22 protein-coding genes are annotated in these 24,580 nt (G+C 69.6%); 9 read left to right on the top strand and 13 right to left on the bottom strand.

Annotated elements, in window-relative coordinates; genetic code table 11:
* Positions 1-132: 132 nt before the first annotated feature.
* Positions 133-6,084 (top strand): GH92 family glycosyl hydrolase, encoded by a 5,952-nt coding sequence (locus DEJ31_RS17240; RefSeq protein ID WP_111121926.1) that lies wholly within the window; start codon positions 133-135, stop codon positions 6,082-6,084.
* Positions 6,085-6,103: 19 nt separating this feature from the next.
* Here DEJ31_RS17240 and DEJ31_RS11550 read toward each other — a convergent pair whose 3' ends face one another.
* The 3 genes from DEJ31_RS11550 to DEJ31_RS11540 form a co-directional block, all read right to left on the bottom strand.
* The gene (locus tag DEJ31_RS11550) at positions 6,104-6,778 is read right to left on the bottom strand and encodes a DUF6766 family protein (RefSeq protein WP_181433518.1); all 675 of its coding nucleotides are present in this window, start codon (positions 6,776-6,778) and stop codon (positions 6,104-6,106) included.
* Between the two features lie 90 nt (positions 6,779-6,868).
* The gene (locus tag DEJ31_RS11545) at positions 6,869-7,300 is read right to left on the bottom strand and encodes a hypothetical protein (RefSeq protein ID WP_111121924.1); all 432 of its coding nucleotides are present in this window, start codon (positions 7,298-7,300) and stop codon (positions 6,869-6,871) included.
* Positions 7,301-7,378: 78 nt separating this feature from the next.
* Complete coding sequence (locus DEJ31_RS11540) at positions 7,379-8,464, bottom strand: glycerate kinase (protein ID WP_111044587.1); 1,086 nt, start codon at positions 8,462-8,464, stop codon at positions 7,379-7,381.
* Between the two features lie 86 nt (positions 8,465-8,550).
* Here DEJ31_RS11540 and DEJ31_RS11535 point away from each other — a divergent pair, with 86 nt between their 5' ends.
* On the top strand, positions 8,551-9,393 hold the full coding sequence (locus tag DEJ31_RS11535) for a formate/nitrite transporter family protein (RefSeq protein ID WP_111044588.1): 843 nt from the start codon (positions 8,551-8,553) through the stop codon (positions 9,391-9,393).
* A gap of 22 nt (positions 9,394-9,415) precedes the next feature.
* Here the strand turns inward: DEJ31_RS11535 and DEJ31_RS11530 are convergent, their stop codons facing one another.
* Positions 9,416-10,540: an FAD-dependent oxidoreductase gene (locus tag DEJ31_RS11530; protein WP_181427401.1), complete on the bottom strand. Its 1,125-nt coding sequence runs from the start codon at positions 10,538-10,540 to the stop codon at positions 9,416-9,418.
* A gap of 160 nt (positions 10,541-10,700) precedes the next feature.
* Between DEJ31_RS11530 and DEJ31_RS11525 the strand changes: the two genes are divergently transcribed.
* Together DEJ31_RS11525 and DEJ31_RS11520 are read left to right on the top strand one after the other, a co-directional pair.
* A complete protein-coding gene (locus DEJ31_RS11525) occupies positions 10,701-12,191 on the top strand; it encodes an MFS transporter (RefSeq protein ID WP_258366274.1) in 1,491 nt (496 codons plus the stop codon).
* Positions 12,184-13,167 (top strand): alpha/beta hydrolase, encoded by a 984-nt coding sequence (locus DEJ31_RS11520; protein WP_111121923.1) that lies wholly within the window; start codon positions 12,184-12,186, stop codon positions 13,165-13,167. Before DEJ31_RS11525 ends, DEJ31_RS11520 begins: the two co-directional genes overlap by 8 nt.
* 39 nt (positions 13,168-13,206) lie before the next feature.
* Here the strand turns inward: DEJ31_RS11520 and DEJ31_RS11515 are convergent, their stop codons facing one another.
* The 3 genes from DEJ31_RS11515 to DEJ31_RS11500 form a co-directional block, all read right to left on the bottom strand.
* Positions 13,207-13,641, bottom strand: coding sequence for a DUF2087 domain-containing protein (locus DEJ31_RS11515; protein ID WP_258366277.1), 435 nt, complete (start codon positions 13,639-13,641; stop codon positions 13,207-13,209).
* Positions 13,642-14,419: 778 nt separating this feature from the next.
* Positions 14,420-14,686 (bottom strand): hypothetical protein, encoded by a 267-nt coding sequence (locus DEJ31_RS11505; RefSeq protein ID WP_111121922.1) that lies wholly within the window; start codon positions 14,684-14,686, stop codon positions 14,420-14,422.
* 445 nt (positions 14,687-15,131) lie between these two features.
* Positions 15,132-15,536, bottom strand: coding sequence for a nuclear transport factor 2 family protein (locus tag DEJ31_RS11500; protein ID WP_110903806.1), 405 nt, complete (start codon positions 15,534-15,536; stop codon positions 15,132-15,134).
* An 83-nt stretch (positions 15,537-15,619) separates the two neighbouring features.
* On the opposite strand from DEJ31_RS11500, the gene DEJ31_RS11495 reads away from it, so the two are divergent.
* Positions 15,620-16,063, top strand: a complete 444-nt coding sequence (locus DEJ31_RS11495; RefSeq protein WP_146243145.1) for a MarR family winged helix-turn-helix transcriptional regulator — start codon at positions 15,620-15,622, stop codon at positions 16,061-16,063.
* 882 nt (positions 16,064-16,945) lie between these two features.
* Here the strand turns inward: DEJ31_RS11495 and DEJ31_RS11485 are convergent.
* From DEJ31_RS11485 to DEJ31_RS11470, 4 genes are all read right to left on the bottom strand, one after another.
* Positions 16,946-17,194, bottom strand: coding sequence for a hypothetical protein (locus DEJ31_RS11485; protein WP_146243144.1), 249 nt, complete (start codon positions 17,192-17,194; stop codon positions 16,946-16,948).
* 151 nt (positions 17,195-17,345) lie between these two features.
* Positions 17,346-18,155, bottom strand: coding sequence for a hypothetical protein (locus DEJ31_RS11480; protein WP_111121918.1), 810 nt, complete (start codon positions 18,153-18,155; stop codon positions 17,346-17,348).
* A gap of 61 nt (positions 18,156-18,216) precedes the next feature.
* Entirely contained in the window at positions 18,217-18,894 is a 678-nt protein-coding gene (locus DEJ31_RS11475; RefSeq protein WP_181433517.1) for a DUF402 domain-containing protein, read from the bottom strand.
* A gap of 101 nt (positions 18,895-18,995) precedes the next feature.
* The gene (locus DEJ31_RS11470) at positions 18,996-19,379 is read right to left on the bottom strand and encodes a hypothetical protein (RefSeq protein ID WP_110902877.1); all 384 of its coding nucleotides are present in this window, start codon (positions 19,377-19,379) and stop codon (positions 18,996-18,998) included.
* Positions 19,380-20,057: 678 nt separating this feature from the next.
* On the opposite strand from DEJ31_RS11470, the gene DEJ31_RS11460 reads away from it, so the two are divergent.
* Together DEJ31_RS11460 and DEJ31_RS11455 are read left to right on the top strand one after the other, a co-directional pair.
* The gene (locus tag DEJ31_RS11460) at positions 20,058-20,468 is read left to right on the top strand and encodes a hypothetical protein (protein WP_111121915.1); all 411 of its coding nucleotides are present in this window, start codon (positions 20,058-20,060) and stop codon (positions 20,466-20,468) included.
* 129 nt (positions 20,469-20,597) lie between these two features.
* Complete coding sequence (locus DEJ31_RS11455; protein ID WP_111121914.1) at positions 20,598-21,116, top strand: GNAT family N-acetyltransferase; 519 nt, start codon at positions 20,598-20,600, stop codon at positions 21,114-21,116.
* Between the two features lie 476 nt (positions 21,117-21,592).
* Here DEJ31_RS11455 and DEJ31_RS11450 read toward each other — a convergent pair whose 3' ends face one another.
* Positions 21,593-21,952, bottom strand: a complete 360-nt coding sequence (locus tag DEJ31_RS11450; RefSeq protein WP_146243143.1) for a hypothetical protein — start codon at positions 21,950-21,952, stop codon at positions 21,593-21,595.
* A gap of 253 nt (positions 21,953-22,205) precedes the next feature.
* Here DEJ31_RS11450 and DEJ31_RS11445 point away from each other — a divergent pair, with 253 nt between their 5' ends.
* On the top strand, positions 22,206-22,733 hold the full coding sequence (locus tag DEJ31_RS11445; RefSeq protein ID WP_309147279.1) for a VOC family protein: 528 nt from the start codon (positions 22,206-22,208) through the stop codon (positions 22,731-22,733).
* On the opposite strand, the gene DEJ31_RS11440 is transcribed toward DEJ31_RS11445, so the two are convergent.
* Positions 22,721-23,563, bottom strand: a complete 843-nt coding sequence (locus DEJ31_RS11440; protein WP_111121911.1) for an SDR family oxidoreductase — start codon at positions 23,561-23,563, stop codon at positions 22,721-22,723. The two genes, DEJ31_RS11445 and DEJ31_RS11440, sit on opposite strands and share 13 nt — an antisense overlap.
* Positions 23,564-23,686: 123 nt before the next feature.
* Between DEJ31_RS11440 and DEJ31_RS11435 the strand changes: the two genes are divergently transcribed.
* Positions 23,687-24,580, top strand: coding sequence for a helix-turn-helix domain-containing protein (locus DEJ31_RS11435; RefSeq protein WP_111121910.1), 894 nt, complete (start codon positions 23,687-23,689; stop codon positions 24,578-24,580).

Raw genomic sequence — 24,580 nt, 5'->3', positions numbered from 1 at the left:
TCCTTGACACGACTCACACCGAACGGATAGAAACGCCCAGTGTGACAACGCTGTCATGGTCGACGCGGCGTCACCTCTCCCCAACCCCGAAAGGTGACGATGTCGTCATACGGTTCCCGGCGCGGCCGGACCATGCAGCAGATCCGCGGAACAATCGGCGGGCTCGGGACCCGCGTCACCGCGATCGTCCTCGGCGCGGCGATCGCCTCGTCCGGCGCACTCCTCGGAGCGGTCCCGGCGCACGCGGCGTCCGGCCCCTTCACCACCTCGTTCGAGGGCGGTGAGACGCAGCCCCTCGCGAACACCCCGCTCACCCCGTCGACGACGGTCACCGGGTCGACGCTGCCCGTCGGCAGCCTCCTCGGCCACGTCACGGCGGTGACGGCCGACGCGGAGAACCCGCCGAACGAGGTCGCCGCGAGTCTGGCCGACGGGAACCCCGGGTCGAAGTGGCTCTCGTTCAAGAACACCGGTGTCATCACCTACCGGCTTGACCAGGCCGAGACGCTCCGGAAGTACTCGCTCACGAGCGCCAACGACGCACCCGGTCGCGACCCGAAGGCGTGGACCCTCGAGGGCTCGACCGACGGCAGCACGTGGACGACGGTCGACACGCAGTCGGCGCAGTCCTTCAGCGGCCGCGGGAAGACGAACGACTACACCGCGGCGACGCCCGGCTCGTACGGCCAGTACCGCCTGCGCATCACCGAGAACAGCGGCGAGGGCATCACGCAGCTCGCCGACTGGAGCATCTCCGACGGGTCCACCACCCCGGCGCCGCCCAGCCCGATGGTCACGCAGGTCGGGAACGGCCCCGTCTCCGGGCTGAACATCCGCTCCACCGTGGGCTTCAGCGGCACCAAGGCGCTCCGCTACTCGGGTGCCCACGTCGGTACCGGCGAGGCGAGCGCGACGAACGTCCTCTACGACGACGTCTCGTTGCCGATCACGACGGACAGCGAGCTCAGCTACAAGCTCTTCCCGGAGCTCGGCGGCGACACGACCTACCCGGCGACCTACGCCGCGGTCGACCTGCAGCTCTCCGACGGCTCGCTCGTCTCCGCTTCCCCGCAGGTCGTGGACGAGAACGGCAACCGCGTCTCGGCGAAGGCGCTCGGCCACGGCAAGGTCTTCTTCGTCGACCAGTGGAACTCGATCCGGGTCCCGCTCGGCGCCCTCGCCGGCAAGACCGTGAAGAAGGTCCTCTTCACCTACGACGACGACGCCGCGGGCACCAGCGCCGCGACGAAGTTCCAGGGGTGGGTCGACGACATCCGGATCGACCCGCAGGCCGAGCGCATCGACGGTGCGAGCCTGACGAACTACGTCGACACCCGCCGCGGCACGAACTCGTCCGGCGGTTTCTCACGCGGCAACAACATCCCGGCGGCGGCCGTCCCGAACGGGTTCAACTTCTGGACCCCGATGACCGACGCGTCGAGCCAGTCGTGGGAGTACTCGTGGCAGTCCGACAACGACTCGGGCAACCTGCCGCGTCTGCAGGGCATCGGCATCTCGCACGAGCCGAGCCCGTGGATGGGTGACCGCAACCAGCTCGCGATCATGCCGTCGACCTCGGGCACGAACCCGGACGCCTCGCTCGGTGCCCGTGCGCTCGCGTTCGACCACAACGACGAGGTCGCCCGCCCGGACCTGTACTCCGTGAAGACGAAGTCCGGTGTGGTGGCCGAGGTCACGCCGTCCGACCACGGCGCCGTCCTCCGCTTCGCCTTCCCGGCGTCGAGCGGCAGCGTCGTGATCGACAACGTCGGCTCGGACGAGCAGACCTCGATCACGATGAACCCGGACGGGACGGTCAGTGGCTGGACCCAGGGCGGCTCCGGCCTGTCCGTCGGCGCCACCCGGATGTTCTTCGCCGGCACGTTCGACCACGACCCGTCCAGCACCGGCACGGCAGCGGGCAACCGTTCGAGCGCCCGGTACGCGTCGTTCTCCGGCCTGACCGGCGACCACGTCGTCGAACTCCGGCTCACCACCTCGTTCATCTCGCTCGCCCAGGCCCGGCACAACGCCGACCTCGAGCTGACCGGCAAGTCGTTCGGCCAGGTCCAGCAGGCCGCTGCGTCTGCGTGGAACGACCGACTCGGTGTCGTCACCGTGCCGCAGTCCGCGGCGAGCGACTCGCAGCTGCAGGCGCTCTACGGCTCGCTCTACCGGATGAACCTCTACCCGAACTCGCAGCACGAGAACACCGGCACTGCCGGTGCCCCCGTCTGGGAACACGCCAGCCCGAACATCGCCCCGAAGGGCTCGGCGACCGCCACCACGACGAACGCCGTCGTGAAGGCCGGCAAGGTGTACGTCAACAACGGGTTCTGGGACACCTACCGCACGGTGTGGCCGCTGTACTCGATGCTGTACCCGCACGTCGCGCAGGAGCTCGTCGACGGGTTCGTGCAGCAGTACCGCGACGGTGGATGGACGCCGCGCTGGTCGTCGCCCGGCTACGCAGACCTCATGACGGGCACCAGCTCCGACGTGGCCTTCGCGACCGCGTACCTCGACGGTGCCGTGGACACGAAGACCGCGCTCGAGGCCTTCGACGCCGGCTTCCAGAACGCCACGACCGTCTCCACCGACGTCTCGGGCGCCGGCCGGAAGGCGCTCGACCAGTCCGCCTTCCTCGGCTACGTCCCGGACTCGCTCGGTGAGAGCGTCTCCTGGGGTCTCGAGGGCACCATCAACGACCACGGCCTGGCCGAGATGGCCGAGGCACTGGCGAAGGACCCGGCCACCCCGGCCGACCGCGTCGACGAGCTGACGACCGATGCCGCCTACCTGAACGACCGGGCGAAGGACTACGTCAACCTGTTCGACCAGGACGCCGGGTTCTTCCAGGGCCGCGACGCCGACGGTTCGTTCCAGGTCGCAGCCGACGAGTTCGACCCCGCCGAGTGGGGCGGTGCCTTCACCGAGACCGACGGCTGGAACTTCGCGTTCCACGCCCCGTTCGACGTGCAGGGCCTCGCCGGGCTCTACGGCGGCGACGACCAGCTCATCGCGAAGCTCAAGGAGTTCTACGCCACCCCGGAGACCGCCGAGAACGTGGGCTCCTACGGCGGCCAGATCCACGAGATGCTCGAGGCACGCTCGGTCCGCATGGGCCAGCTCGGCATGAGCAACCAGGTCTCGCACCACATCCCGTACATCGCCGCCGCCGCCGGCGACCCGTCGCTCACGCAGCAGGTCGTCCGGGAGAGCATGCGACGCCTGTTCGTCGGCAGCGACATCGGGCAGGGCTACACCGGTGACGAGGACAACGGCGAGATGTCGTCGTGGTTCGTGTTCTCCGCCCTCGGCCTCTACCCGTTGGCACAGGGCTCCGGGCAGTACACGATCGGCTCCCCGCTCTTCTCGAAGGCCACCGTGCACCTGGACGGCGGCGACCTGCACGTGAACGCGACGGGCAACAGCGCGCAGAACGTGTACGTGCAGTCGGCCTCGTTCAACGGGAAGGCCCTCGACCGAGCGGTCATCTCGCAGGCCGACGTCGCGAAGGGCGGCACGCTCGACTTCGCCATGGGGTCGACCGCGTCGAACTGGGGCGCCGGCAAGACGCAGGGCGCCGAGGGCCTGGACACCCCGGCCGTGGCACCGAAGCCGCTCGTCGACGCCACGACCCCCGGGTTCGGCGCCACGACGAGTGACGACGACACCGCACTCGGCGCACTGACCGACGACGAGTCCATGACCGCGACGACCTTCCAGACCGCCACTCCGGCGATCACCTGGAAGTCGGCGCAGGGCCCCGTCACCGTCGACCAGTACACGCTGACCACCGCGGCGAAGGGCACCCAGCCCACGTCGTGGAAGCTCGAGGGCTCCAGCGACGGCACCACGTGGGTGCCGCTGTCGACGGTCGCGAAGGCGGGCTTCTCGGCACCGCTGCAGACCCGGCCGTTCACGGTCGCCCACCCCGCAGCCCTCAGCTGGTACCGCCTGTCGGTCACCGGCACGGACACCGGCAAGGCCCCGAGCATCGGCGAGTTCGAACTGCTCGCGGACAGCTCGGCGACCACCGGTGCCTTCGCGGTCAACCCCACCCCGGGGCTCACGGCGGAGGTCGGTCAGACCTTCTCCGCGGACCTCGCCGCGATCACCGGTCCGGGCACGAAGGCGTCCGACTACACGGTGACCGTCGACTGGCAGGACGGCAAGGGCCCGCAGACGGTGACGCCGACGAAGTCGGCGCTCGGCGCCTGGGAGGTCCCGGGTGAGCACGTGTTCGACACGGTCGGCGCGCACACGGTGCACGTCGTCGTGCAGTCCGGCACGGAGCAGGCGAGCACCGACGTCCCGGTGACGGTCGCGCGGACCGCACCGAGCCTCCAGGGCGCATTCGACAACGTCTGCCTCGGTGACCCGGGCCAGGCCGCGAACTGCGACTTCGGGGGCCGCGGGTTCTCGCGGTCGTCGCTCGCCGCGGACGGGTTCGTGCAGGGCCAGGCCAACGCCGTGACGGGCACCGACCTGACGTTCGACCTGCCGGCCGTCGCACCCGGTGAGCCGGACAACGCGACCGGCGATGGGCAGACCATCCCGGTCCCGACCGGGAACGGCATCACGGAGCTCTCCGTGATCGGCACCGCCAACGAGCACGATCAGCAGACCGTCGGCACGATCACCTACGCTGACGGGTCCACCGACGCCTTCCCGATCGCCTTCGGCGACTGGGCAGGTTCGGTCGGCGCACCGAAGTTCGGGAACACGCTCGTCGCGACGAGCGACCACCGCACGATCGGCGTCAACGGCAGGGACACCCTGAAGGCGGGCGTCTTCGCGACGGCGGTCTTCGCGGTCCCGGCCGGCAAGCAGGCGGTGTCGCTCACCCTCCCGAAGCAAGAGGGGACGCCGTCCGGCGCCGGACGCATCCACGTGTTCGCGATCGCGACGAACGGCACCCGTGTCGCCACGGCGCCGCTCGCGGCGACCGCCGGTGCGACCCTGACCGGCACCGCCGGGAAGGAGGTCGCGGGCACCCTCGCGACCGCCACCGGTGGCCACGTCGGCACCGGGACCACCGCGACCGTGAACTGGGGCGACGGCACGCCGCTCGAGGACGCGACGGTGACGGTCACCGACGGCACCGCGACCGTCACCGGGAAGCACACCTACGTCGACGCCGGTGCCCGTACCGCGGTGGTCACCGTGGATGACGGGACCGGCAGCGCGGCTGTGCGGACGCCGGTCACGATCGCCGCGGCACCGGTCTGGCACACGGCGCTCAACACCTCAGCGGGTGCGGGCGTCCGGCCGGGAGGCTCGGTGCACGTCTCCGGGACCGGGTTCGAGCCCGGCGAGCAGGTCGCGGTCAGCGTGGACGGCACTGCCGTGCCGTTGACGGTGACGGCGGACGCGGCGGGGGCCCTCGCCTTCGACGTGACCGCGCCGACGACGACGGGCACCCACACGGTGTCGGCCCTCGGTGACCGGTCGGAGACCCCGGCCAGTGCGACGTTCCAGGTGGTCGTCCCCGGCAACGGCAACGGCAACGGCAACGGCAGCGGGAACGGCGGCGGGAACGGCGGCGGGAACGGCGGCGGGAACGGCGGCGGGAACGGCGGCGGGAACGGCGGCGGGAACGGCGGCGGGAACGGCGGCGGCCACGGGTCGTGGGCACCGGCGTTCCGGCTCCTCGCCGACGCCGGCACCGAGGGCACCGTGGTCGGCTACTCGGGCAGCGGGTTCGCGCCGAACGAGCGGGTCGCCCTGACCCTGCACAGCGCCCCGATCGGCCTGGGGACCGCGACCGCGAACGCCGACGGTGTGCTCAGCGGGACCTTCACGGTGCCGTCCGCAGCGCGACCGGGCACCCACCGGGTGGAGGCCATCGGCGCGACGTCCGACGTCACGGTGAGCGCCCCCTTCCGCGTCCTCGCCCGACCGGCTGCCGACGCCGGACGCGCGCCGGCGGAGCCCGGCAACTGGGACGGTCTGGCCTGGACGGGTTCCGACGTGGACCCGGTGCGCTGGGGCCTCGTCGCCGGTGCGCTGATCGCCCTCGGTGCAGCGATCACCGCGGCCGTGGCGGTGGTGCGCCGCCGTCGGAGCAGCCTCGGCTAGCGGTCCACCGGACGTCGCGTCAGCCCTCGGCCCCCGTGTCGTCGTCCGCGGCACCGACCGGCTTCGACTCCGGAGACCCGCGCTGGCGGAGGTGCACCCCCAGGACGGCCATGCTGCCGACCGCCAGGAACTCGGACTGCCAGTTCTGCAACGTCCGGTTCCAGAAGTCCGAGCTGAGGACGTACCGGGCCCAGGTGACCGGCGCCTCCAGGTCGAGCAGGCGTTGCTCGTCGAACGCCACGACGCCAGCCGCGGACTGCGCTGCCCAGGACAGCAGGAAGATGCCGCCCATCACCACCAGCAGGGAGTGCGAGAACACCACCTGCCGGAACCCTCCGGCACCGGCCCACCGCGGCGACCAGGGACCGGCGGACCGGCCGACCTCCTGGTCCTCGTCGGACTCCGGACCGACCTGCTGCAGCTCCTTCGACTCGGGGGAACCGAGCTGGACGAACCAGACCGTCGCCCAGATGTAGAGCACGAACTGCAGGTACTCCGACTGCCAGTTCTCGGCGACGTCAGCGGCGAAGCTCGACGAGGTCACGTACTCGAGGTACCCGATCGGGACGAGCCCGTCCGCGGTCTGCGTGTCGTTGAACACCGCCCACCCCGCGAACGACTGCCCGACCAACGCCGCGAGGAAGATCCCCCCGAAGAACAGGCCCAGGGAGTTCTCCCGGAGGAACCGTCGCACGCCGGTCACCGTCCGAGCGCCGCGATGACGAAGAAGTACGCGAGCCCGGCGACGATGAGCACCAGGTACCCGATGAAGACCCCGCGCACGTCAGCTCCCGTCCAGGACGCAGTCGAAGGGCGCGTCGGCGACCGCCGTGCACCCGGCGGCGCGGACGAGCCAGGAGGACCCGGAGCGTGCCAGGAACAGCGCGGAGCCGTCCCCGTCGCCACGGACGATCGCCGCGCGTCCGGAGACCTCGGTCTGCGTGACCACCTCGGTGTGCGCCGCGCCCCGGGTCGGCAGGTCGAGTTCCAGCACCCCGCCCGCGCAGTCCCGGTGCGTCTCGCTCTCGACCGCGTCCCGTGCGTCGGGGACGAGGAGTCGGCACGCCCGGTCACCCCGGTGGTCCGCGAGCGCGGACGTGAAGTCCACTGCGGCGTCCGCCGCCGACACGCGCGTGCTCCCACCCGCACTGCACGCCGACAGGGTGAGCAACCCGGCGGTCACGACGGCGACGGCTGCGGGGACGCGTCGTTTCATGGTGCCTTGGCTACCGTGGTTGCCCTGAACCGCTCCCCAGCGTCCGACAGGTGCGACCACAGTGCGTCCAGCCGCACGTCAGGAGCGGGACGCCAACCGGGCTCCCGCGACGGCGGCGAACCGGAGCGGGTCCCGTCGGGCGTCGCCCGGTTCGCCGGTCGTCTGCGTCGCGATGACCGTGAGCGAGGCCGCACCCGCGAAGGCGTCGACGGGTGCCGCGACCTCGCCGGCGACGAGCATCACCGGCTTCCCGAGTCCTGCGGCGAGGGCCAGGACGACCCCGGGCGCCTTGCCGACACCGCTCTGCCCGTCGAAGCGCCCCTCACCCGTCACGACCAGGTCCGCCCCGGCCACGGCTCCGGCGAGACCGACGACCTCTGCCACCGTCGCCGCCCCGCTGCCGATCGTCGCGCCCCAGGTGAGCAGCCCGAACCCCGCGCCGCCGGCCGCCCCGGCTCCGGGCGTCATCGGGTCGATGTCCGGGAAGCAGCCCGCCCAACGCTCGAGCCGCGCCTCGTGCACGGCGATCCGCTCCGGCGTCACGCCCTTCTGCGGTCCGAACACCGCCGCGGCGCCGTCCTCACCGAGCAGCGGTGACGTCACGTCGCTCAGCACGACCACCCCGAGCGGCGGGAGCGGTCGCAGCCCGGTCACGTCGACGGGAGGCACGTGGTCGAGCAGCGCCCCGCCGGTCACGCCCATCGGCGCCGTGACCCCGAGTCCCAGGGCCTGGAGCGCACCGACGCCGCCGTCCGTGGACCCGCTGCCGCCGATGCCGAGCAGGAGTCCGGTCACCCCGGCGTCGAGGGCCGCGGCGACCGCCTGCCCGAACCCCGTCGTGTGTGCGCTGTCCGGTCGTGGCTCGGACAGGAGCGGGAGTCCACTCGTTCCGGCGAGTTCGACCACCGCGCGACCGTCAGGCAGGCGCAGCCACGCCGTGCGTACCGGTCGGTCGTCCGGACCGGTGACGGTCACCGGGACGCGGACGCTGCCGGGGACCGCGGCGGCGAAGGCGTCGAGTGTGCCCTCGCCACCGTCGGCCATCGGGACGAGGACGAGTTCGTCGTCCGGACGTCCACGGTGCCAACCGTCCGCGATGGCCGCGCTGATCCCGGACGCGGTGGCCGTGCCCTTGAACGAGTCCGGTGCGATGACGACGCGCATCCCATCACGCTACCGGCGGCGCGTGACCGGGACAGTGCTCCGACAGTCCGGCACCGAGGTGACCCCGGCTGTGTAGCGTCCCCGCCATGACCGACGACCGCCGACGCGAGATCGGCTCCACCGACGCCCCTGCCGAGGACGAACTGGTGGAGTCCTTCGACGCCACCGTCGAGGAGGGCGCGGAACGGCTCCACCGCACCACCCGGGTCGTGCTGGTGACCGGGTTCTTCGGCGGACTGGAGGTGGGGCTCGGCGTGATGGCGTTCCTCGCGGTCCTCACCGAGACGGACAGTCACCTGCTGGCGGGACTGGCTTTCGGCATCGGCTTCATCGCACTGCACCTGGCGCACAGCGAGCTCTTCACCGAGAACTTCCTCATGCCGGTGGCGGCGGTGGTGGCCAAGGAAGGCACACCCCTGCAGCTGCTGAAGCTCTGGGGCGGGACACTCGTCGCCAACCTCGTCGGCGGGTGGGTGTTCATGTGGCTCCTCGTGCAGGCCTTCCCGGAGTGGCACGCGACCCTCGCCGAGTCCGCACACCACTTCATCGACGCACCGTTCGGCCTGCAGAGCATCGTGCTCGCCGTGCTCGGTGGCAGCACGATCACGCTGATGGGCCGGATGCAGCAGGGCACCGACTCTGATCCGGCGAAGCTCGTCGCCGCGGTCGCGGGTGGGTTCCTGCTGGCCGGTCTGCAGCTCTTCCACTCGATCCTCGACTCGCTGCTCGTCTTCGGCGCGATCCAGTCCGGCGAGCAGATCACGTACGGGCAGTGGTTGGGCTGGTTCGGCTACACGCTGCTGTTCAACGTCCTCGGCGGCCTGGTCCTGGTGACGGCGCTGCGGCTCTTCCGCACGAAGGAGCTCGTGCAGGACCGACGACAGGACGCGGCGCCGGACCCCGAGCGTGCCGGCTCCGAGCAGGTCTGACCCCGAGCGGACCCGCACCGGGTCAGAGTGCGAAGCGGGGGTACGGTTCCCCGCCCGTCGCCAGGTCCGCGAGCATCTCGCCGACCAGCGGGGCGAACTTGAACCCGTGCCCGGACGAGCCGGTCGCGACGGTGACGGGCCCGCGCCGGTCGAGCACGAAGTCCTCGGTGGGGGAGTTGTCGTACAGGCAGCTGATGAGGCTCGGCCGTGACGCGTCCACCCCCGGCACGAACCGTGCGACGTACGCCTGCAGCCGTTCCACTTCGGCCGCCACCGGGCTCCGGTCGCGGTGATCCGGGTCGACGACGGGCCCGGTGCCGTGGAAGCCGACCTTGACGCCCTCGCCCGGGGTCAGCAGCCCGTAGACGCCGCCGCCGTCGGCCGGGTGGTGGACGAACGACGGCCACGCCTCGTCCGGCAGGTGGCTGGGGAAGTGCGCGGGCTGCTCCTGGGTGACGCGGATGGCCGGGAGGCTCGCCCCACGCCCGGCGAGCAACGCACCCACCAGGGTGGGCGCCCAGGCGCCGACGGCCGCGACGACGCTTCGGGTGCGGACCGTGCTGCCGTCCGCGAGGGTCAGGGTCACCGTGTCTCCGGCGTCCTGCACGTCGGTGACACGGACACCGAAGCGGAGGTCGGCGCCGTCCGCCGCTGCCAGGTCGAGCAGCGCCTCGAGGGCGTCGGCGGCGCGGATCCGGCCGGCGGTGGCGTGCGCCAGGACGTGCCCCTCGAACGCGATCCCGGGCCACCGTGCCGCAGCCTCGTCGGGGGTCAGGCGTTCGACTGCGATGCCCGCGATGTCGAGCGCGGCGGCGATGGCGTCGACGACCTCGGGACGACCGTGGTCCACGGCGCCCGTGTGGTCGAGCAGGGTCCGACCGGACGCGGACTCGAGCGCGGCCCAGGCGTCCCAGGCCCGCAGCGTCAGGTCGACGTAGTCCGCGTCGGGGTACCCCATACGGAAGATCCGGCTGCCCCCGTGCGAGGACCCGTGCACGTGTCCCCGGTCGTGCTGCTCGAGCAGCAGGACGCGCTCGCCGCGGGCGGCCAGGGCCCGGGCGGTGGCGGCGCCCAGGACGCCACCGCCGATGACGACGTGGTCGGAGGCGTGCGTGGTCAGTCCGTCCGTCGACGTCGCAGGGGGCATGACGACACCGTAGTGAACGCGGCGTCCCGCCCGCCCTGCCGCGAGGCGTCCGGATGCGTTACAGTTCGACGCAGAGGGAAAGAACCCGTTCTGCTCCGGCAGACGGAACCGCGTACGCGTCTCACGGGAGCCGCCACTTCTTCATCGAAGGAGTGCGCCCGTGTCAGTACGAACCTCCCCGCCGACCACACCCGACTCGCCACCCGCTGGTCTCCGCGACGCCTGGCTGCCGTTGGCCGGCCTGTCCGCGGTCTTCCTGTTCGAGATGCTCGACAACTCGGTCCTGAACGTCGCGCTGCCGACCATCGCCCGTGACCTCCGGGCCTCGACGACCGCGCTGCAGTGGGTGTCGGGTGCCTACTCGGTGGCCTTCGGCGGCCTGATGCTGCTGTTCGGTGCGGTCGCCGACCGCGTCGGCCGGCGTCGCACGATGCTCGTCGGCCTGGTGCTGCTGGCCGTGGCGAGCCTCCTGACCGTGTTCGTCTCCGCGGTGGAGCTGCTCGTCGTCGTCCGTGCGCTGATGGGCGTCGCAGCCGCGATGACGACCCCCGGCTCGATGGCACTGGCGTTCCGCCTCTTCGCACGCCAGGACCTGCGGGTCCGGGCGCTCACCGTGATCTCCACCGCCGGGCTGGTCGGCCTCGCCGTCGGGCCGACCGTCGGCGGGTTCGTCCTGGCCGTGGCGCCGTGGCAGGTGCTGCTCGTCGCGGACGTGCCGATCGCGGTCGTCGCCTTCGCCGGCATCCGGGCGGGCATCGCCGCGGACCGCCCGGACGACCTGCACCACGACCCGATCGACGTCGCGAGGGCGGTCCTCGGCACCGCGAGCATCGTCGGCGTCCTCGTCACCCCGACGCTCGTCGTCAGTGGCGCTGCCGGATGGGCCGGGTGGGGCGCCGGAGCGGTCACCGCCCTCGTGGCCGTCGGCTTCGTCGTCCGGGAGCGCACCGCACACCACCCGCTGCTCGACCTGCACCTGATCGCTCGGCCGCTCGTCGCGAGTGGCCTGGCGTACAAGGCCGCGGCGGGTCTCGCGATGGCCGCGCTGTCGTACCTCGTCACCCTGCAGCTGCAGTTCGCCTGGGGATGGCCCCCGGCGCTCGCCGCCGTCGGGACGCTGCCGCAGGTGGTCGTCCTCCTCGCCAGCGGACGCCTCGTCGGCCCCTTCGTCCAGCGCGTCGGACTCGACCGGGCGGCACGCATCAGCGCCGCCGCGGTCGTCGCCGGCCTCGCGGTGTTCGCCCTGACCGCACGGTCCGGGTACCCCGGGGTCCTCGTCGCCCTCGTGCTCGTCGCGGCCGGCATGCGCGTCGTCGGTGCCGTGGCCGGCAACAACGTCCTGCACGGGCTGCCCGCCGACCGGACGTCGATCGGGGCAGCACTCGTCGACACGGCGAGTGAGATCGCCACCGTGGTCGGGATCGCCGCCACGGGCACGATCCTCGCCGCCGTCGTGCCGGGCGACCTCGGCACGGCCCCCTGGGTGCCGGGTCGGACCGCCGCGTTCGAGGACGCCGTCTCGATCGCGGGCGCGGTGGTCACCGCCGTCGCGGCCGTCCTGGTCGTCGTCGGCATGCTCCGCGCCCGCACCGCCGCAACCCCTTCCACCACAACTGCTCAAACCACCATCCAGGAGAACACCGATGTCTGACCTGATCGCCCGCCCGCCGTTCGACCCCGAGCTCGCGCCGTTCCTCGCCGCACTGGCCGCACGCGGACCGTTCGTCCTCACGCCGGAGATGCTGCCCCGGATGCGGCAGCTCGACATCCCGCTGGAGACCCTCGACGAGCGACTGCGCCAGCGCGGCCTCGAACGTCGGAGCACCACCGTGCCCGGCCACCTCGGCGACCCGATCGAGCTGGCGGTCATCCAGCGCATCGGCCGCACCGGCCCGACGACCGGGGTCTACACGATCCACGGCGGCGGCATGATGTTCGGCCACCACCTCGGCAACCTGGACTCCTACGACGACTGGCTGCTCGACCACGACGTCGTCCTCGTCAGCGTCGACTACCGCCTGGCCCCGGAACACCCGGACCCCTACCCGGTCGGAGACTGCTTCGCCGGCCTGGTGTGGGTCGCCGAGCACGCCGACGAACTCGGCATCGACCCCGACCGCATCGTGGTCGCCGGACAGAGCGCCGGAGCCGGTCTCGCGGCGGGGACGGCCCTGCTCGCACGCGACCGCGGGGGCCCGGCCCTCCTCGGGCAGATCCTGGTCTCGCCGATGCTCGACGACCGCGACCGGACCGTCTCGACGCAGCAGATCGACGGCGTCGGCGTCGCCGACCGGCAGATGACCCGGTCCGGCTGGACCGCCTACCTGGGCGACCGCCGGGCCACCGACGACGTGTCCGAGTACGCCGCCCCGGCGCGTGCGACGTCTCTGACCGGGCTGCCACGCACGTACATCGACTGCGGCAGCGCCGAGGTCTTCCGTGACGAGACCGTCGCCTACGCCAGCGCGCTCTGGGCCGCGGGCGTCGAAGCGGAGCTGCACGTCTGGCCCGGGGCCTTCCACGGCTTCACGAGCATGGTGCCCGAGGCCGCCGTGTCGCGGCGGGCGACCGCGGCGTTGGCGGACTGGACCCGGCGGCTGCTCGGCGAGCCGGTCAGCCGCACGTGACGCCGGTCACCGGGCAGCGGTCAGGGCGACAGGCCGAGGTCACGGCAGGTGCCCGCCGTTCCGGGCCGGGTTCGTGTCGAAACGGTACGACGAACCGTCCGCCGACCGGGTGAGCACGCCGGCGTCGACCGCGTCGCGCCGGACGAGCGCGACGTCCTCGACGAACATCGCGAGGGCGGCGTTCAGCGCCGCTTCCGAGACGCTGCGCCGTGCTGGTAGGCGGTCGAAGACGGTCTGGACGATCGCGTTCGAGAGTTCCTGGCGACGGCGCGCATCGGTCGGCAGGTCGCGGATCCGCCCGGTGTGCAGGACGGCTCGGTCGGACAGCAGGAGCTCGATCGTCTCCTTCGCCTCCACCAGCAGGTCGGTGACGACGGCGCCGTCGTCACCGACCCAGTCGAACCGGTCCGCGGGGATGTGCGGGTTGATGGCGACCGCCACCACCTGCCGTGCGCGCCGGAGCGCGGACTGCATGCTCACGTCGAGTACTCCTTCGTCGTCCGGGTGCCGGTGACGATACCGACGGACGTGGCGCGGGCGCGACGCGACGCGACGCGACGCGACGCGAGCGGAGAACAGCGGCTCCAGCTGTCGCTTCTCAGGTCAGGGAGCCTCCGGGACTGCCAGGTACTCAGCCGGAACGGCGGTCGACAGAGGGGGCGAAGATGCTGGTGCAGGTGTCTGGGCCTCCCGGGGAGCCGGGAGATCCCCTTGTCTGCTGCGATCGCGGAGCGGATTCCGGCTACCTCACGAAGCTGCTTGTCGACGCGTACAGCTTGCTGTCGTGGTAGCTCGTCGGAGTGAGCCCATCGTGCGCTCTCCGTGCTGCGTCGAGCCTGAGCACTGCGACGAGCGCAGCTTCGTCCCGGATGCCGATCCTCTACCGGTCGCGCTCCGCTGCCTCAATCCGCTGCGTACGTTGCTGCTGTCGAGCAGCGCGCGGCCCCAACACGAAGAGAACTGATCCAGCCACGGCGGCGGTGACCGCAGCGGCGAGCAGGGGCGGCCACGACGTGAAACCTGTGGCCGCTGCGATGACGGTCACGACGAACAACGCAATGGTCACCGGGCCGAGTATCCAGCCCACCCAGAGTCGATGTGTTCGCATCCCTCAGTTGTACTCGGCCGATGTCTCGGCGGTCGCTCGGCTACCGGGCGCGTTTTGATGTGCTGATGGTCAGCCGTGCTGCTTGGGGCGGGCGGCCAGTCGGAGCGACAGCATCCGGGAGCGGTGGCGCGGATTCCTCGCGGGCTAACCCGTCCGCGAGGTGCGGGGCTGCTCGGGGTAGGTGCACTTCCAGCCTCGGTGGTCGTCGGTCGTGTCGCTGCCTCGTCCGTCATCCAGGTGTCTTTGCACAGTGATGGCCTGACCTGCGGTGAGATGGCCGCCGTCGGCTTCATACAACAGCGCGATGTCGATATGGCAGAGGTCGAACCGCTCGAGCAGGCCAGAGGTGGTGTCGTTGGCGGCGACCACGTACCGGTAGACGCCGGGCGTTTCCTCGGTTGCCTGGCCCATTGCACTCTGACGCTGACCGAGATCGGTTGCGGGCCAATCCTGGGTCGCGTCGCCCAGTGGCGTCGTCGCTGCGCCGGCCTGAGTTCTCGAGCCCGCATCGGAAGGCGATGCTGCATCGGTTGGACGGGAGGTGTCGGCAGGCGTCGATTGCTTCGCCGCGGGAGATGAAGATGGGACACGCAGCTCTTCTTGATCGCTCGAAGCGGAGCAGGCGCTCACCCCCCAGAGTGACGCCCAGAACCAGTGCGATTCCGGTTCCCCGGAGCATGTTGCGCTTGTCCAGGTGTTCCCCCTCGTCACTGGGCAAGTCCGCCCGGTTTCGGTCGACCGGAGCTCACCGTCCCTCCCTCCCGCTCGGCCTGCGCGCGAGTCCCGCTCGCGGAGGGAATCCGCCATGTCTGAAGACGTAGTGGTGAGGCACGACAGTCGGGGAGTTTGGCGGTGGTCACGCCTGCAGCTGGGGGAACGTTCCGCGCGTCCACACCAGGTTGATGGAGAACGACGTGACGAGCCAGGTGTCGCCGTGACGCATCAGTCGGCCGCGCCAGACGTTCGATCCCTCGAACGCCGGCGTATGCGCCGAGTCGCAGAAGACCGCAGTGACATTGCCGCGAACTTCCGCCTGGTTCCCCGCGATGTCGGCGACGACGCCCGAGACGAGGTGCTGCGTGGCGGGGATCGGTTCGTGAACGGCGCGGACTTGCTCGACCACCAAGTCGGCGCCGACAGTGACGCCCATTACCGTCGTGGCTTTCACATCGCTCGCGTACATGCTGAGGAGATCGTCGAAGCGGTGGTCGTCGATGGCAGCGAAGATGCGGGAGATGACGTCGGACGGTGCGCTTGACATGAAGAGCCTCTCGTGTTGTTGGGATCCCAACGTTGGGATCCCAACGATACCTGGAAGAGGGAGTTTCGCCTACCGTGGAGAACATGGCTGAGCGGGAGATTCCGGAGCGACTGAGTTCGCTTCCGAGCTGGCTGCTCGTCGAGGCCGCGGCGCGAGCATCTCGCGTCGTGTCGGAGCTCACCGCAGAGGCCGGCGTCCCGAAGGCGGCGTACCCGGTCCTTGCCGTGCTCGAGGCGGCTGGTCCGCTCAGCCAAGCCGAGGTCGGCCGTCGCGTCCGGATCGACCGCAAAGACCTCTCTGGGTATGCTGCGCGGCTCGAGCAGCTCGGCTTGGTCACGCGGCGTCCCGACCCCGTAGACGTGCGACGAAACCTGCTTGAGAACACGCTTGCGGGGACGGAGCTCCTCGAGCGGCTTGACCCCGCTTTCGCGGCGGCGCAGGACCAGCTACTTGCACAGTTGACCTCAGCGGAACGGGCGACGTTGAAGCGGCTGCTCGATCTCATCACCACTGAAGTCGCCCACTAGCTGCAGGCCCTTCGACCCGGCAGTGTCTTTCGTCATCGCGACGACGGCGCTCCTCCCGTGGCTGCCCCCCCCGGATAGTCCAGCCGGCAACCGGCAGCGATGTTCCGTAAGCCGGTCATCCACCGGTACACGGCTGGCCGTGACAACCACGACAACTTGCCCGTGTCCTGCTTGACCTGGGGATTCCCGTATGACTGTCCGGTGAAAATGCCCGGTGAGGGGGGGGCGCTGAACGCAACACCGTCCACGTACCCGAGCGAGGGTGCGGCACTTCCGTCGGGGGCACCAGCGCGGGGACCAGATCGCTGCGCGTCCCGCTCGAGCACGTCCCTGCCGAACGCCGTGTTCACCCGCCAGCGACCTAGCGCGCACGGCACGCTGCTCCTGACTCGCCGGGAGACGACCCCTGACGAAGGCGGCACCGAAGAACGCGCTCCGGCGACAAGTTGTGTGCGAAGGAGACAAGTTGTTCGCGCTGCGACAACGTGTCGATGGACTCACTACTTGTCGCCAACTCCGCTCACGAGTCTCGGCGACGGCGCGCGTGTCACTCGATCTGACCAAACATGTTGTCGCCGTTTCGGCGGCGCTACGACGGTCTCGGTAGCCGATCGTCTACTGGGGCAGTTGCGTGCGTGGAGCCGTTCTGCGCCCGATCGCTAGCCATGCCACTGGCCGGAGGACGGGTGCCGTAAGGATCAGGGCCGCCCAGGCCAGAGCGAGCAACGGCGACAGCTGTGAGGCTCTCCTGCCGAGCGAGGCGATGGTGATCACGATGAGCACGACGGATGCCGCTGCAACGGCGGACCACGCAATGTCGTAGAACGGCTGAATCAGTGGGTTGTGCTCTTCCATCCGACGAGCGCTGGTCTCGCGGATGAGTTAGTCCTCGTCCTGCTGTGGCGACCGTGTGGCTCGGACGATCTGCCAGATGGAGAAGGCGACCACGCCAGCACCGGCGAAGCCAGCAATCCAGGAACCCGCGACTCCAAGCATCGGCTCGGTCGTGCAGAAGCTCGTACCTTCACCCTGGGCGGCATCGGCGCAGCTGCTCACCTGTATCAGGGTCAGGAACAGCACCGTAACGGTCACGACGACGGCAACGGTGCTCCAGCCGATCACTCGATCCACGATGCGCTCCGTCCATGACACGACCAGGTGTCGCCCACCGTGACATATGCCGGGATCGCGCACCAGTCTCGATCCCGCGACGGAATCAGGACGTGACGACGTCGTGGGCAGGTCGACCGGTAGCCGATCGTTCACCGGGCGTCTGGCCGATTCAGGACCCCGGTCGCGGCGGTTGGCGGGGGTTGAGGAGATCGCCGTCCCAGCTCAGGTCGTCACCCACGTGTACCTCGAAGGCCTCGTAGCGGTCGTCCGCGAGGACCTTGTCAACGAGCGTGCGCGAGCCAGCGACGATCGTTGAGTCCCAGTCTTCCTCCGAGGCGACGACCCAGGCGTGATCCTCCGGCCAGATCAGCGACGTATAGGGCCCTTCCTGCCCGGGGCGGCTGCAATCCCACCCCGGGACGGTGCGCTGCGCCCACGTCGGGTCCGCAAGCTCGCTCAAGCTTGAGCTGAACAACCACATGTCCCGACCGGGCCAGTGCAGCTGCATACGAGCTCGCGCACGGGCCTGCTGCCCGCGCTCGGCCCAGGGCGGGTTGCCGGTGCCTTCCCACGCTGCGATGACCAAATCGTCCGGAGTCCGGGTCGCGTCCCGCAGGTGCGTCGTCAGGACCGCGAGATCCTCGGGGTCGAACCATCCCTCGTCGGTCTGGTCGACCCGCCATCCGTCAGGCCAGTCCCTCGTCTGTTCGTCGTCGGTGAGGCGGCGCCACTGCACCAGGGGATGCATCACCTTGTCGTTGCGCCTTGCGACCTCAGCCCACCGCCAACGCGTGTGCTCGATGTCGCGATCGTTGCCCCACACGTCGGTCCTGTTCGGGTCGGCACGGTGCGCGCCGACCGGGTGCAGCAGCCGCGCGTACGCCTCGAAGCCCGTGCCAGCGACACCGCCGACAGTCGCCCATCGGCCGGCTCGCTCGACGAGCCACGCCCCGCGCACGGTTTCGGTCAGCAGAATCACCCGGCCAGCCTGGCACGGCAGACGCCGTCGTCCGCGCGAAGCAGACTCAGTCGACGATCGGCTACCGGACTGCATCCCACCCTGCTGGCAGCTGCGGGGCGACCCAGTTCGGTTGCGGCGTCCACTGGGACCAATCCGCATCAAACGGGAACGAGCCGGCGTGCACGGCAGCAGCGGCCTTCTCGCCCGTGCGTTCGATCATCGAGCGATCTGCTTCCGAGACCAGGCCCTCGTCCGCGTAGAAGGCGAGTTCGTCTTCGTCCTTGTACCGAACCGACCAACGCCCCTCAGCGTGCCGACGTGCGACGACGTCGAGAGTCCAGTCCTGACTGTCGAAGCCCATTGAGGTTCGGACCCACGGCAGCTCGAGGTTGATGTACCAGTCCGGGAGCCACTGCTTCCCGTCGTGCCAGCGCCACACCGACCACGCTGCCCCCTTCGGGTGCACGCGAACCACGGGCGCTCCGAACCAGCTGTCCTCGACGTAGGAACCATCCCAGTCCGCGGGCAGGACGAGCCTTGCGTTCGGCCCGCTCCCGACACCAGCTCGACGCCGGACCGCGGCACCGAGCGGGCTTGCGACCACGGCGACGTCGTCGTCGTCGACGAGCACTCGGCCCGCGACCGCGAACGAAACTGCCCGGCCGCGGGAGCCGAAGGCGTGCAGACTACGGAGGGCTACGGATTCACCAGCACGGAACGGTTCGCTCCGCACGTCTTTTGCAACGTCGTCGTGCATCCTTTGATGCTCGCACAGCAACATTGGCGCCTCACCCGTCCCGGTAGCCGATCGGCTGTCGAGAATCGAGACTCGCGGGCGGTGTTCGAGCGGAGCGCGGCCTAGGTGAAGAAGATCAAGGTCCCGACGCCAATCCAGGCGAGGCCGATGCTGACCAGCGTTGAGAGGCTGGCAACGCTAGTTGCGATGATCGCTGACACTTGTTCCCGCCAGACGCGAAGAGAGCTTGCCGCGATGCAGAGGGCGAGGACAGCGACAGGCAAGGTTGCGATCAACGCTGCAGCCTGCACGGTCGCGACAGCGCGATCACTGGCCGTGGGCGGCAAGCTCCCACCGTCGTAGTCGAACTGCGATGGCGGAGTCTGACCGGCGGGGCCGAACACCCCTGTCGCGACGAGCACAGCACCCCACAGGACGATCAGTGCAATCGCAACGAGCGCCCGAACATTGACCTGCCGCCACTGTGTCCGCCCCCGAGGCCCCATGCGCCGACCATAGCGCGCCGGCGGCGACGATATTCTCCGACCAGCCCCCAGCCGCCCGGTAGCCGATCGGCCACCGAACGGGGCTGATGCGGTTGATGCGTAAGGGTCACTCTTGCGGCCGATGTGACTCAGGTACGAGGTTGGGAGGCTGTCCGGGTGGAGGCAGAAAGCAAGAACCTGTCGGTAGCGGGCGGGTGGCTGCGGTTGATCGGCTTCGGCGCGGCCGGTGGGGTGACGATCTTCCTGATGGTCCTGGCGTTCCACTTCTGGTGGGTGAACGTCGTGGAACACGACCGAACGTGGGGCCGATGTGGGCTTGTCGCTGGATGGTGCGAGGACGTACCAGTGGCAACCATCAGCCGGTTTTCCCACCTTGACCTCCCCGAGGGCACTGCGGTTCTTGATTCCTCCGCTCAACCGCACGCTGGTGCAAGTTCCGCGAACTCGCTCACTGCCACTGTTCGGCTTCCCGATTCGACGTACGTCCGCCTCCCTCCGGACCACACGTATGACGGGGTAACGGCCTCGACCTACAGGGGGAGCCAGGGCCGCCAGATCATCACGGTGAGAGTGAGCTGGACCGGGACGGAGCCACCCGGGTGAGCCGAGTTGGGAGAAGTCCGGTAGCCGATCGGTGACCGGGCAGGCTGCGCTCATCCCGGAGCCTAGGCTCTGCCCGTGGAGCAATCGGAGACACCGGCCCTGCGCAACCGGGTGAAGTTGGCGTGGATCCTGCCGACCCTCGCTCTTGTCCTCCTGGCCGCACAGGTGTTCGCGTGCGTCCTTACCTACGTCCATACCGCCCCGATCGATGCTGCGTACGACATCAGCCCTGAACGCGGCCGTGGCCTCCTCCACGCTCGTCCCGCCGACGTCACAGCAGCCGGGTTGAGGCTCGGCCTCACGTGGATCGCCACGGTCCCCGTGGCGCTGGCCGCGACACTGCTGGCAGCATCGGCCATCGACCGGTTCCGTGCGGATGGGAAAGTTCGCGTGTACGCGCAGTCGGTGACGCTGGTCGGGCTCGTCGGGTGCATCGCCGGGGTCGTCCTCGCCGTACTTGGCGTCCTCGAGCTCCTGCGGGTCTGATGGCTGACAGCTCCGGCACGAGCCGCCGTCGTTCGTTCCGAGTCGCAGCGTTGCCCCGTTTGACGATCCCGAACCGGGCGGTTGCGGGCGGGACCGGCCCACCATGAGGCAGCCTCCTAGGCTTGCCGGGTGACTACCAACGTCGAGCCGCGTCCCTTCCGCCCCGAGGACGCCGCGGAGCTGACGGTTCTTCTGAACTCGGCCTATCGAGAGCTTCAAGATGCGGGATTGAACTTCACCGCAGCGACCCAGAACGTCGAGACGACCCGCCAGCGGGTGGCAGAAGGCGTCTGCTGGGTGGTGGAACACGACGGCCGGATCGCAGCAAGCATGACAATGTCCGTGCCTCCACCGGACGACGTCCGATCATTGTCCGAGCACGCTCAAGAACCAGGCACCGGATGGCTGTGCCAAGTGGCAGTCGGGCCGGAATTGCGCGGTCGCGCCGTCGCCAGAACGCTGTTCGACGTCGCCTGCGCGTGGGCACTGAGGAACGGCATCACGAGGATCGGACTCGACACTGCGGCACCGGCCGAGCACCTTGTTGCCATGTACGCGCGTTGGGGCTTCGAGCACGTCGACGACGTGCGCTTCCCCGGTAAGCGCTACGACAGCATCGTGATGACACGAAACATAACCGGCTTGTAGAACCGGCCCATGTGGCCAGTAGCCGATCAGGCGTCAGACGGACTCTCGATCGTGCACGACGTCGGACGGGACGTCAGCATCCGGCAGGAACACACCGCCGGAGGCAGCTCCAGTTCCAGGCGCAGAAGCACCAACCGTTTCCGCAGCAGCGGGGGTCAGCCTGTCCGGGTCGATGTGGTGCGTGTCACTCGTAGGCACGGAAACGAGAGTCGCGCCGAGTCCGCTTCGTCGGGATTGGGCGTCTCGATAGCCGATCGGCTACTGGGAGGGTGTGTCGAGGGCGATCGGCGGCGAGTCAACTACGGCGCGTGTCGATTTCTGACGCCGTCTACCATGAGCAGACCGCCGCATGGATCCGGCACCGCAGGCCTCGTGGTCGCGCAAGGTGGTGGTCTGGCGCCAGCGCCGATACCCGATGTGTGCTCGGGTGCTCGGGAAAGCTTGGAGACGGTGCGCCTCCGTGTTCCGGGAGGCGTCTACCGGTTCATCATCAGTTGGAAGCTGATGACTGCGCTGACGCTGCGCCGCGAGAAGTCTGACCACGATTCGCGCCAGGCCTGGTCGACCCGAGCGTCGATCCGCTCAACTGTCTCAGTGCTGGAGCGCGGCGAGTCGAGATAGGCATTCGCCCATGCGAGTGCGGCGACATGCAGAGATCTGACCCGATCCCGCGCATACGCAAGCTCGCTCACCGGGGCAGTGGGGAACACCTCTTCCAGCGCCGGTAGCTCTTCCCGGTGGAGATAGCTCGACAGGCGCGCCTCCGCATCCTGCAAGCTCATGCGTTGAAGGGTCTCGGTATCCATGCGGAGCAACCGGAGCATTTCAGCATCCATGCAGGGAGCGTAGAGCTCACGGATCAGCGCGGGGTCCAGACCGCTGCACGCGTCCCGCTCGGACACGCCCCCTGCCGAACGCCGTGTCCACCCCGACAACAAGCAAGCGCGCACTGCACGCTGGTCCTCTGTCGACGGACTCACTACTTGTCGCCGACTCCACTCGCGAGTCTCGGCGACGGCGCGCGTGTCACTCCATTCGACCAAACATCTCGTCGCCGTTTCTGCGGCGCTAGGGCGGTCTCGATAGCCGATGGCGGTTCGGACGGTAGACAGGGCCATGCCTTCCTCCGACGACGTCCCACACCTCTTGCAGACGGTCATCGACACGCCTGCACCGCGCGAGCTGGCCGAGTTCTACCGGTCGCTCCTGGGACTCCGGTACCGCGATGGTGACGCACCCGACGCCGACGAGTCGAAGCAGCCCGAGTGGTTGGTGCTGACCGCCGACGACGGAACTCGCCGCCTGGCCTTCCAACTCGCTCCTGACCTGCCACGACCACAGTGGCCGGCAGGCTCACCCCCGCAGATGCTCCACCTCGACCTGACCGTGGACTCGACAGCAGCCCTCGAACAGCAGCGGGCTCGCGCTCTACGCCTCGGAGCGGCAGTTCTGAATGATCGATCCGCCGATGTCGACGAACCCCTCATCGTCTTCGCTGACCCTTCCGGGCACCCCTTCTGCATCTTCGTCGCACGCGCACCCCGTCCCGATAACCGATCGGCTACCGGACGGCCGTGGGGACGTCCGGTAGCCGATCGAGGGAGTCAGTCGTCGTGAGCGAGTGAAGAGGACAGCTCCTCATGTGCGGCGACCTGCTGAAGAAGCAGGTTGGCTTTGTCGACACCGGTCTGCACGGCGTCAGCGCCCGCGACCCATCGCAGCGGCGGCTCATCGGAATCGACCAACGACACCAGGCCAGCAGCGAGCTTGGTGGGATCGCCGCCCTGTTTGCCGTTCATGCTCTTCCACGCCTCGATGGTCGTCGCGGTGCGCTCGGCGTAGTCGTCGATGGACAACTCTGGCCAGATGGTGGAAGCCCCTTCGACGAGCAGCTCGGTACGGAAGAAGCCAGGCTCGACGATCATGGTCGAGACACCGTACGGCGCGAGGTCGTACCGGATGGACTCCATCCACCCTTCGAGGGCGAACTTCGACGCGCAGTACGCCGCGACGAACTCCTGACCGACGAGGCCGGCAGTTGAGCTGATCGTGACGACCTGCCCGCTGCGCTGACGACGCATGACGGGCAGGAGCGCACGGGTGACGTTGAGCGGACCGAAGAAGTTTGTCTCCATCTGCTGCCGCATCTGCTCAGGACTGATCTCCTCGAAGAACCCTGCGTAGAACAAGCCAGCGTTGTTCACCAGCACGTCAATCCGCCCGAAGCGAGAGACCGCAGCGTCCGCGGCGGCCCGCGCCGCGTCCTCGTCGGTGATGTCGAGCGACACCGCCAGCAGATCATCCCGCTCACCGAACACCTCGGTGACCTTTGCGGCGTCACGCGCGGTGGCAACGACGCGGTGGCCGGCGGCGAGGGCAGCTCGGGTCAGGTCGATGCCCATCCCGCGTGCTGCGCCGGTGATGAACCAAACGGTGGAGTCAGTCATGGGTGTGCCTTTCGATCGGGAACACCGCAAGTGAACGACGCCGTCACGGCCGGAAACAGACTCCGTCTACACGGTCACTGACAGGGACCCCCTGCGGGCAATCCGGTGACGTACCGTCGGTGCGTGGACACTCAGGCGGAGAGTCGCGATTTCCTCACATCGCGGCGGGCCAGGCTCCTGCCGGAGCAGATCGGCTTGCCGGACTTCGGCGGACGCCGCCGAGTCGCTGGGCTGCGCCGTGAGGAAGTGGCCCTCGTCGCCGGGATCAGCACCGAGTACTACACACGCCTCGAACGCGGCAACGCGTCCGGCGTTTCCGACAGTGTCCTCGACGGTGTCGCTCGTGCGCTGCTCCTCGACGACGTCGAAGCGGCCCACCTCGCCGACCTCGTCCGAGCCGCCAACGCGCCGACCCACCCGCGGCGCTCCACGCAACGATCACACCCGGGCAGCGTGACTGCGGCCGTACAGCAGATCGTGAACGGCATGACGCACATGCCGGTGATCGTGCAGAACACCACCCTCGACGTCGTCGCGTCGAACCCGCTGGGGCGTGCGTTCTACATCGACCTGTTCGGTACTCCGAGCCGGTCGGTCAACTTCGGCCGGTACATCTTCCTCGACCCCCGCTCGCGCGACTTCTACCGCGACTGGCACAGCGTCGCTGAGCAGAGCGTCGCGGTGCTCCGCGCTGAGGCGGCCCGTGCCCCGGCGGACCGTGCACTCGCTGCCCTTGTCGGGGAGCTGTCGCTGGCAAGCGAGGCATTCCGCACGCTCTGGGCCAGTCACACCGTGCGGGAGCACCGTGCGGGGGAGAAGCTCGTGCACCACCCGATCGTCGGAGACCTCGACCTGACGTTCGAGTCACTGGACGTCAGCTCTCGAAGCGGGCTCGCCCTGATCACCTACATCGCAGTTCCGGGATCGCCCTCCGACGACAGCCTGCAACTCCTTGCGCACTGGGCTGCGACGAAGGACGCCGCGAGCGTGAAGGAACCCCGAACGACCGAACCATGA

Origin of the sequence: Curtobacterium sp. MCPF17_031 (assembly GCF_003234035.1) — a bacterium.
In the GTDB taxonomy this organism is placed as follows: domain Bacteria; phylum Actinomycetota; class Actinomycetes; order Actinomycetales; family Microbacteriaceae; genus Curtobacterium.
This window is presented reverse-complemented; position numbering and strand designations above follow the sequence as displayed.

Coding starts and splice junctions, on each gene's coding strand:
- DEJ31_RS17240 (WP_111121926.1), top strand. CDS start 133: ATGCAGCAGATCCGCGGAACAATCGGCGGGCTCGGGACCCGCGTCACC.
- DEJ31_RS11545 (WP_111121924.1), bottom strand. CDS start 7,300: ATGAAACGACGCGTCCCCGCAGCCGTCGCCGTCGTGACCGCCGGGTTG.
- DEJ31_RS11540 (WP_111044587.1), bottom strand. CDS start 8,464: ATGCGCGTCGTCATCGCACCGGACTCGTTCAAGGGCACGGCCACCGCG.
- DEJ31_RS11535 (WP_111044588.1), top strand. CDS start 8,551: ATGACCGACGACCGCCGACGCGAGATCGGCTCCACCGACGCCCCTGCC.
- DEJ31_RS11530 (WP_181427401.1), bottom strand. CDS start 10,540: ATGCCCCCTGCGACGTCGACGGACGGACTGACCACGCACGCCTCCGAC.
- DEJ31_RS11520 (WP_111121923.1), top strand. CDS start 12,184: ATGTCTGACCTGATCGCCCGCCCGCCGTTCGACCCCGAGCTCGCGCCG.
- DEJ31_RS11515 (WP_258366277.1), bottom strand. CDS start 13,641: ATGCAGTCCGCGCTCCGGCGCGCACGGCAGGTGGTGGCGGTCGCCATC.
- DEJ31_RS11505 (WP_111121922.1), bottom strand. CDS start 14,686: ATGGGCCAGGCAACCGAGGAAACGCCCGGCGTCTACCGGTACGTGGTC.
- DEJ31_RS11500 (WP_110903806.1), bottom strand. CDS start 15,536: ATGTCAAGCGCACCGTCCGACGTCATCTCCCGCATCTTCGCTGCCATC.
- DEJ31_RS11495 (WP_146243145.1), top strand. CDS start 15,620: ATGGCTGAGCGGGAGATTCCGGAGCGACTGAGTTCGCTTCCGAGCTGG.
- DEJ31_RS11475 (WP_181433517.1), bottom strand. CDS start 18,894: ATGCACGACGACGTTGCAAAAGACGTGCGGAGCGAACCGTTCCGTGCT.
- DEJ31_RS11470 (WP_110902877.1), bottom strand. CDS start 19,379: ATGGGGCCTCGGGGGCGGACACAGTGGCGGCAGGTCAATGTTCGGGCG.
- DEJ31_RS11450 (WP_146243143.1), bottom strand. CDS start 21,952: ATGGATGCTGAAATGCTCCGGTTGCTCCGCATGGATACCGAGACCCTT.
- DEJ31_RS11445 (WP_309147279.1), top strand. CDS start 22,206: ATGGCGGTTCGGACGGTAGACAGGGCCATGCCTTCCTCCGACGACGTC.
- DEJ31_RS11440 (WP_111121911.1), bottom strand. CDS start 23,563: ATGACTGACTCCACCGTTTGGTTCATCACCGGCGCAGCACGCGGGATG.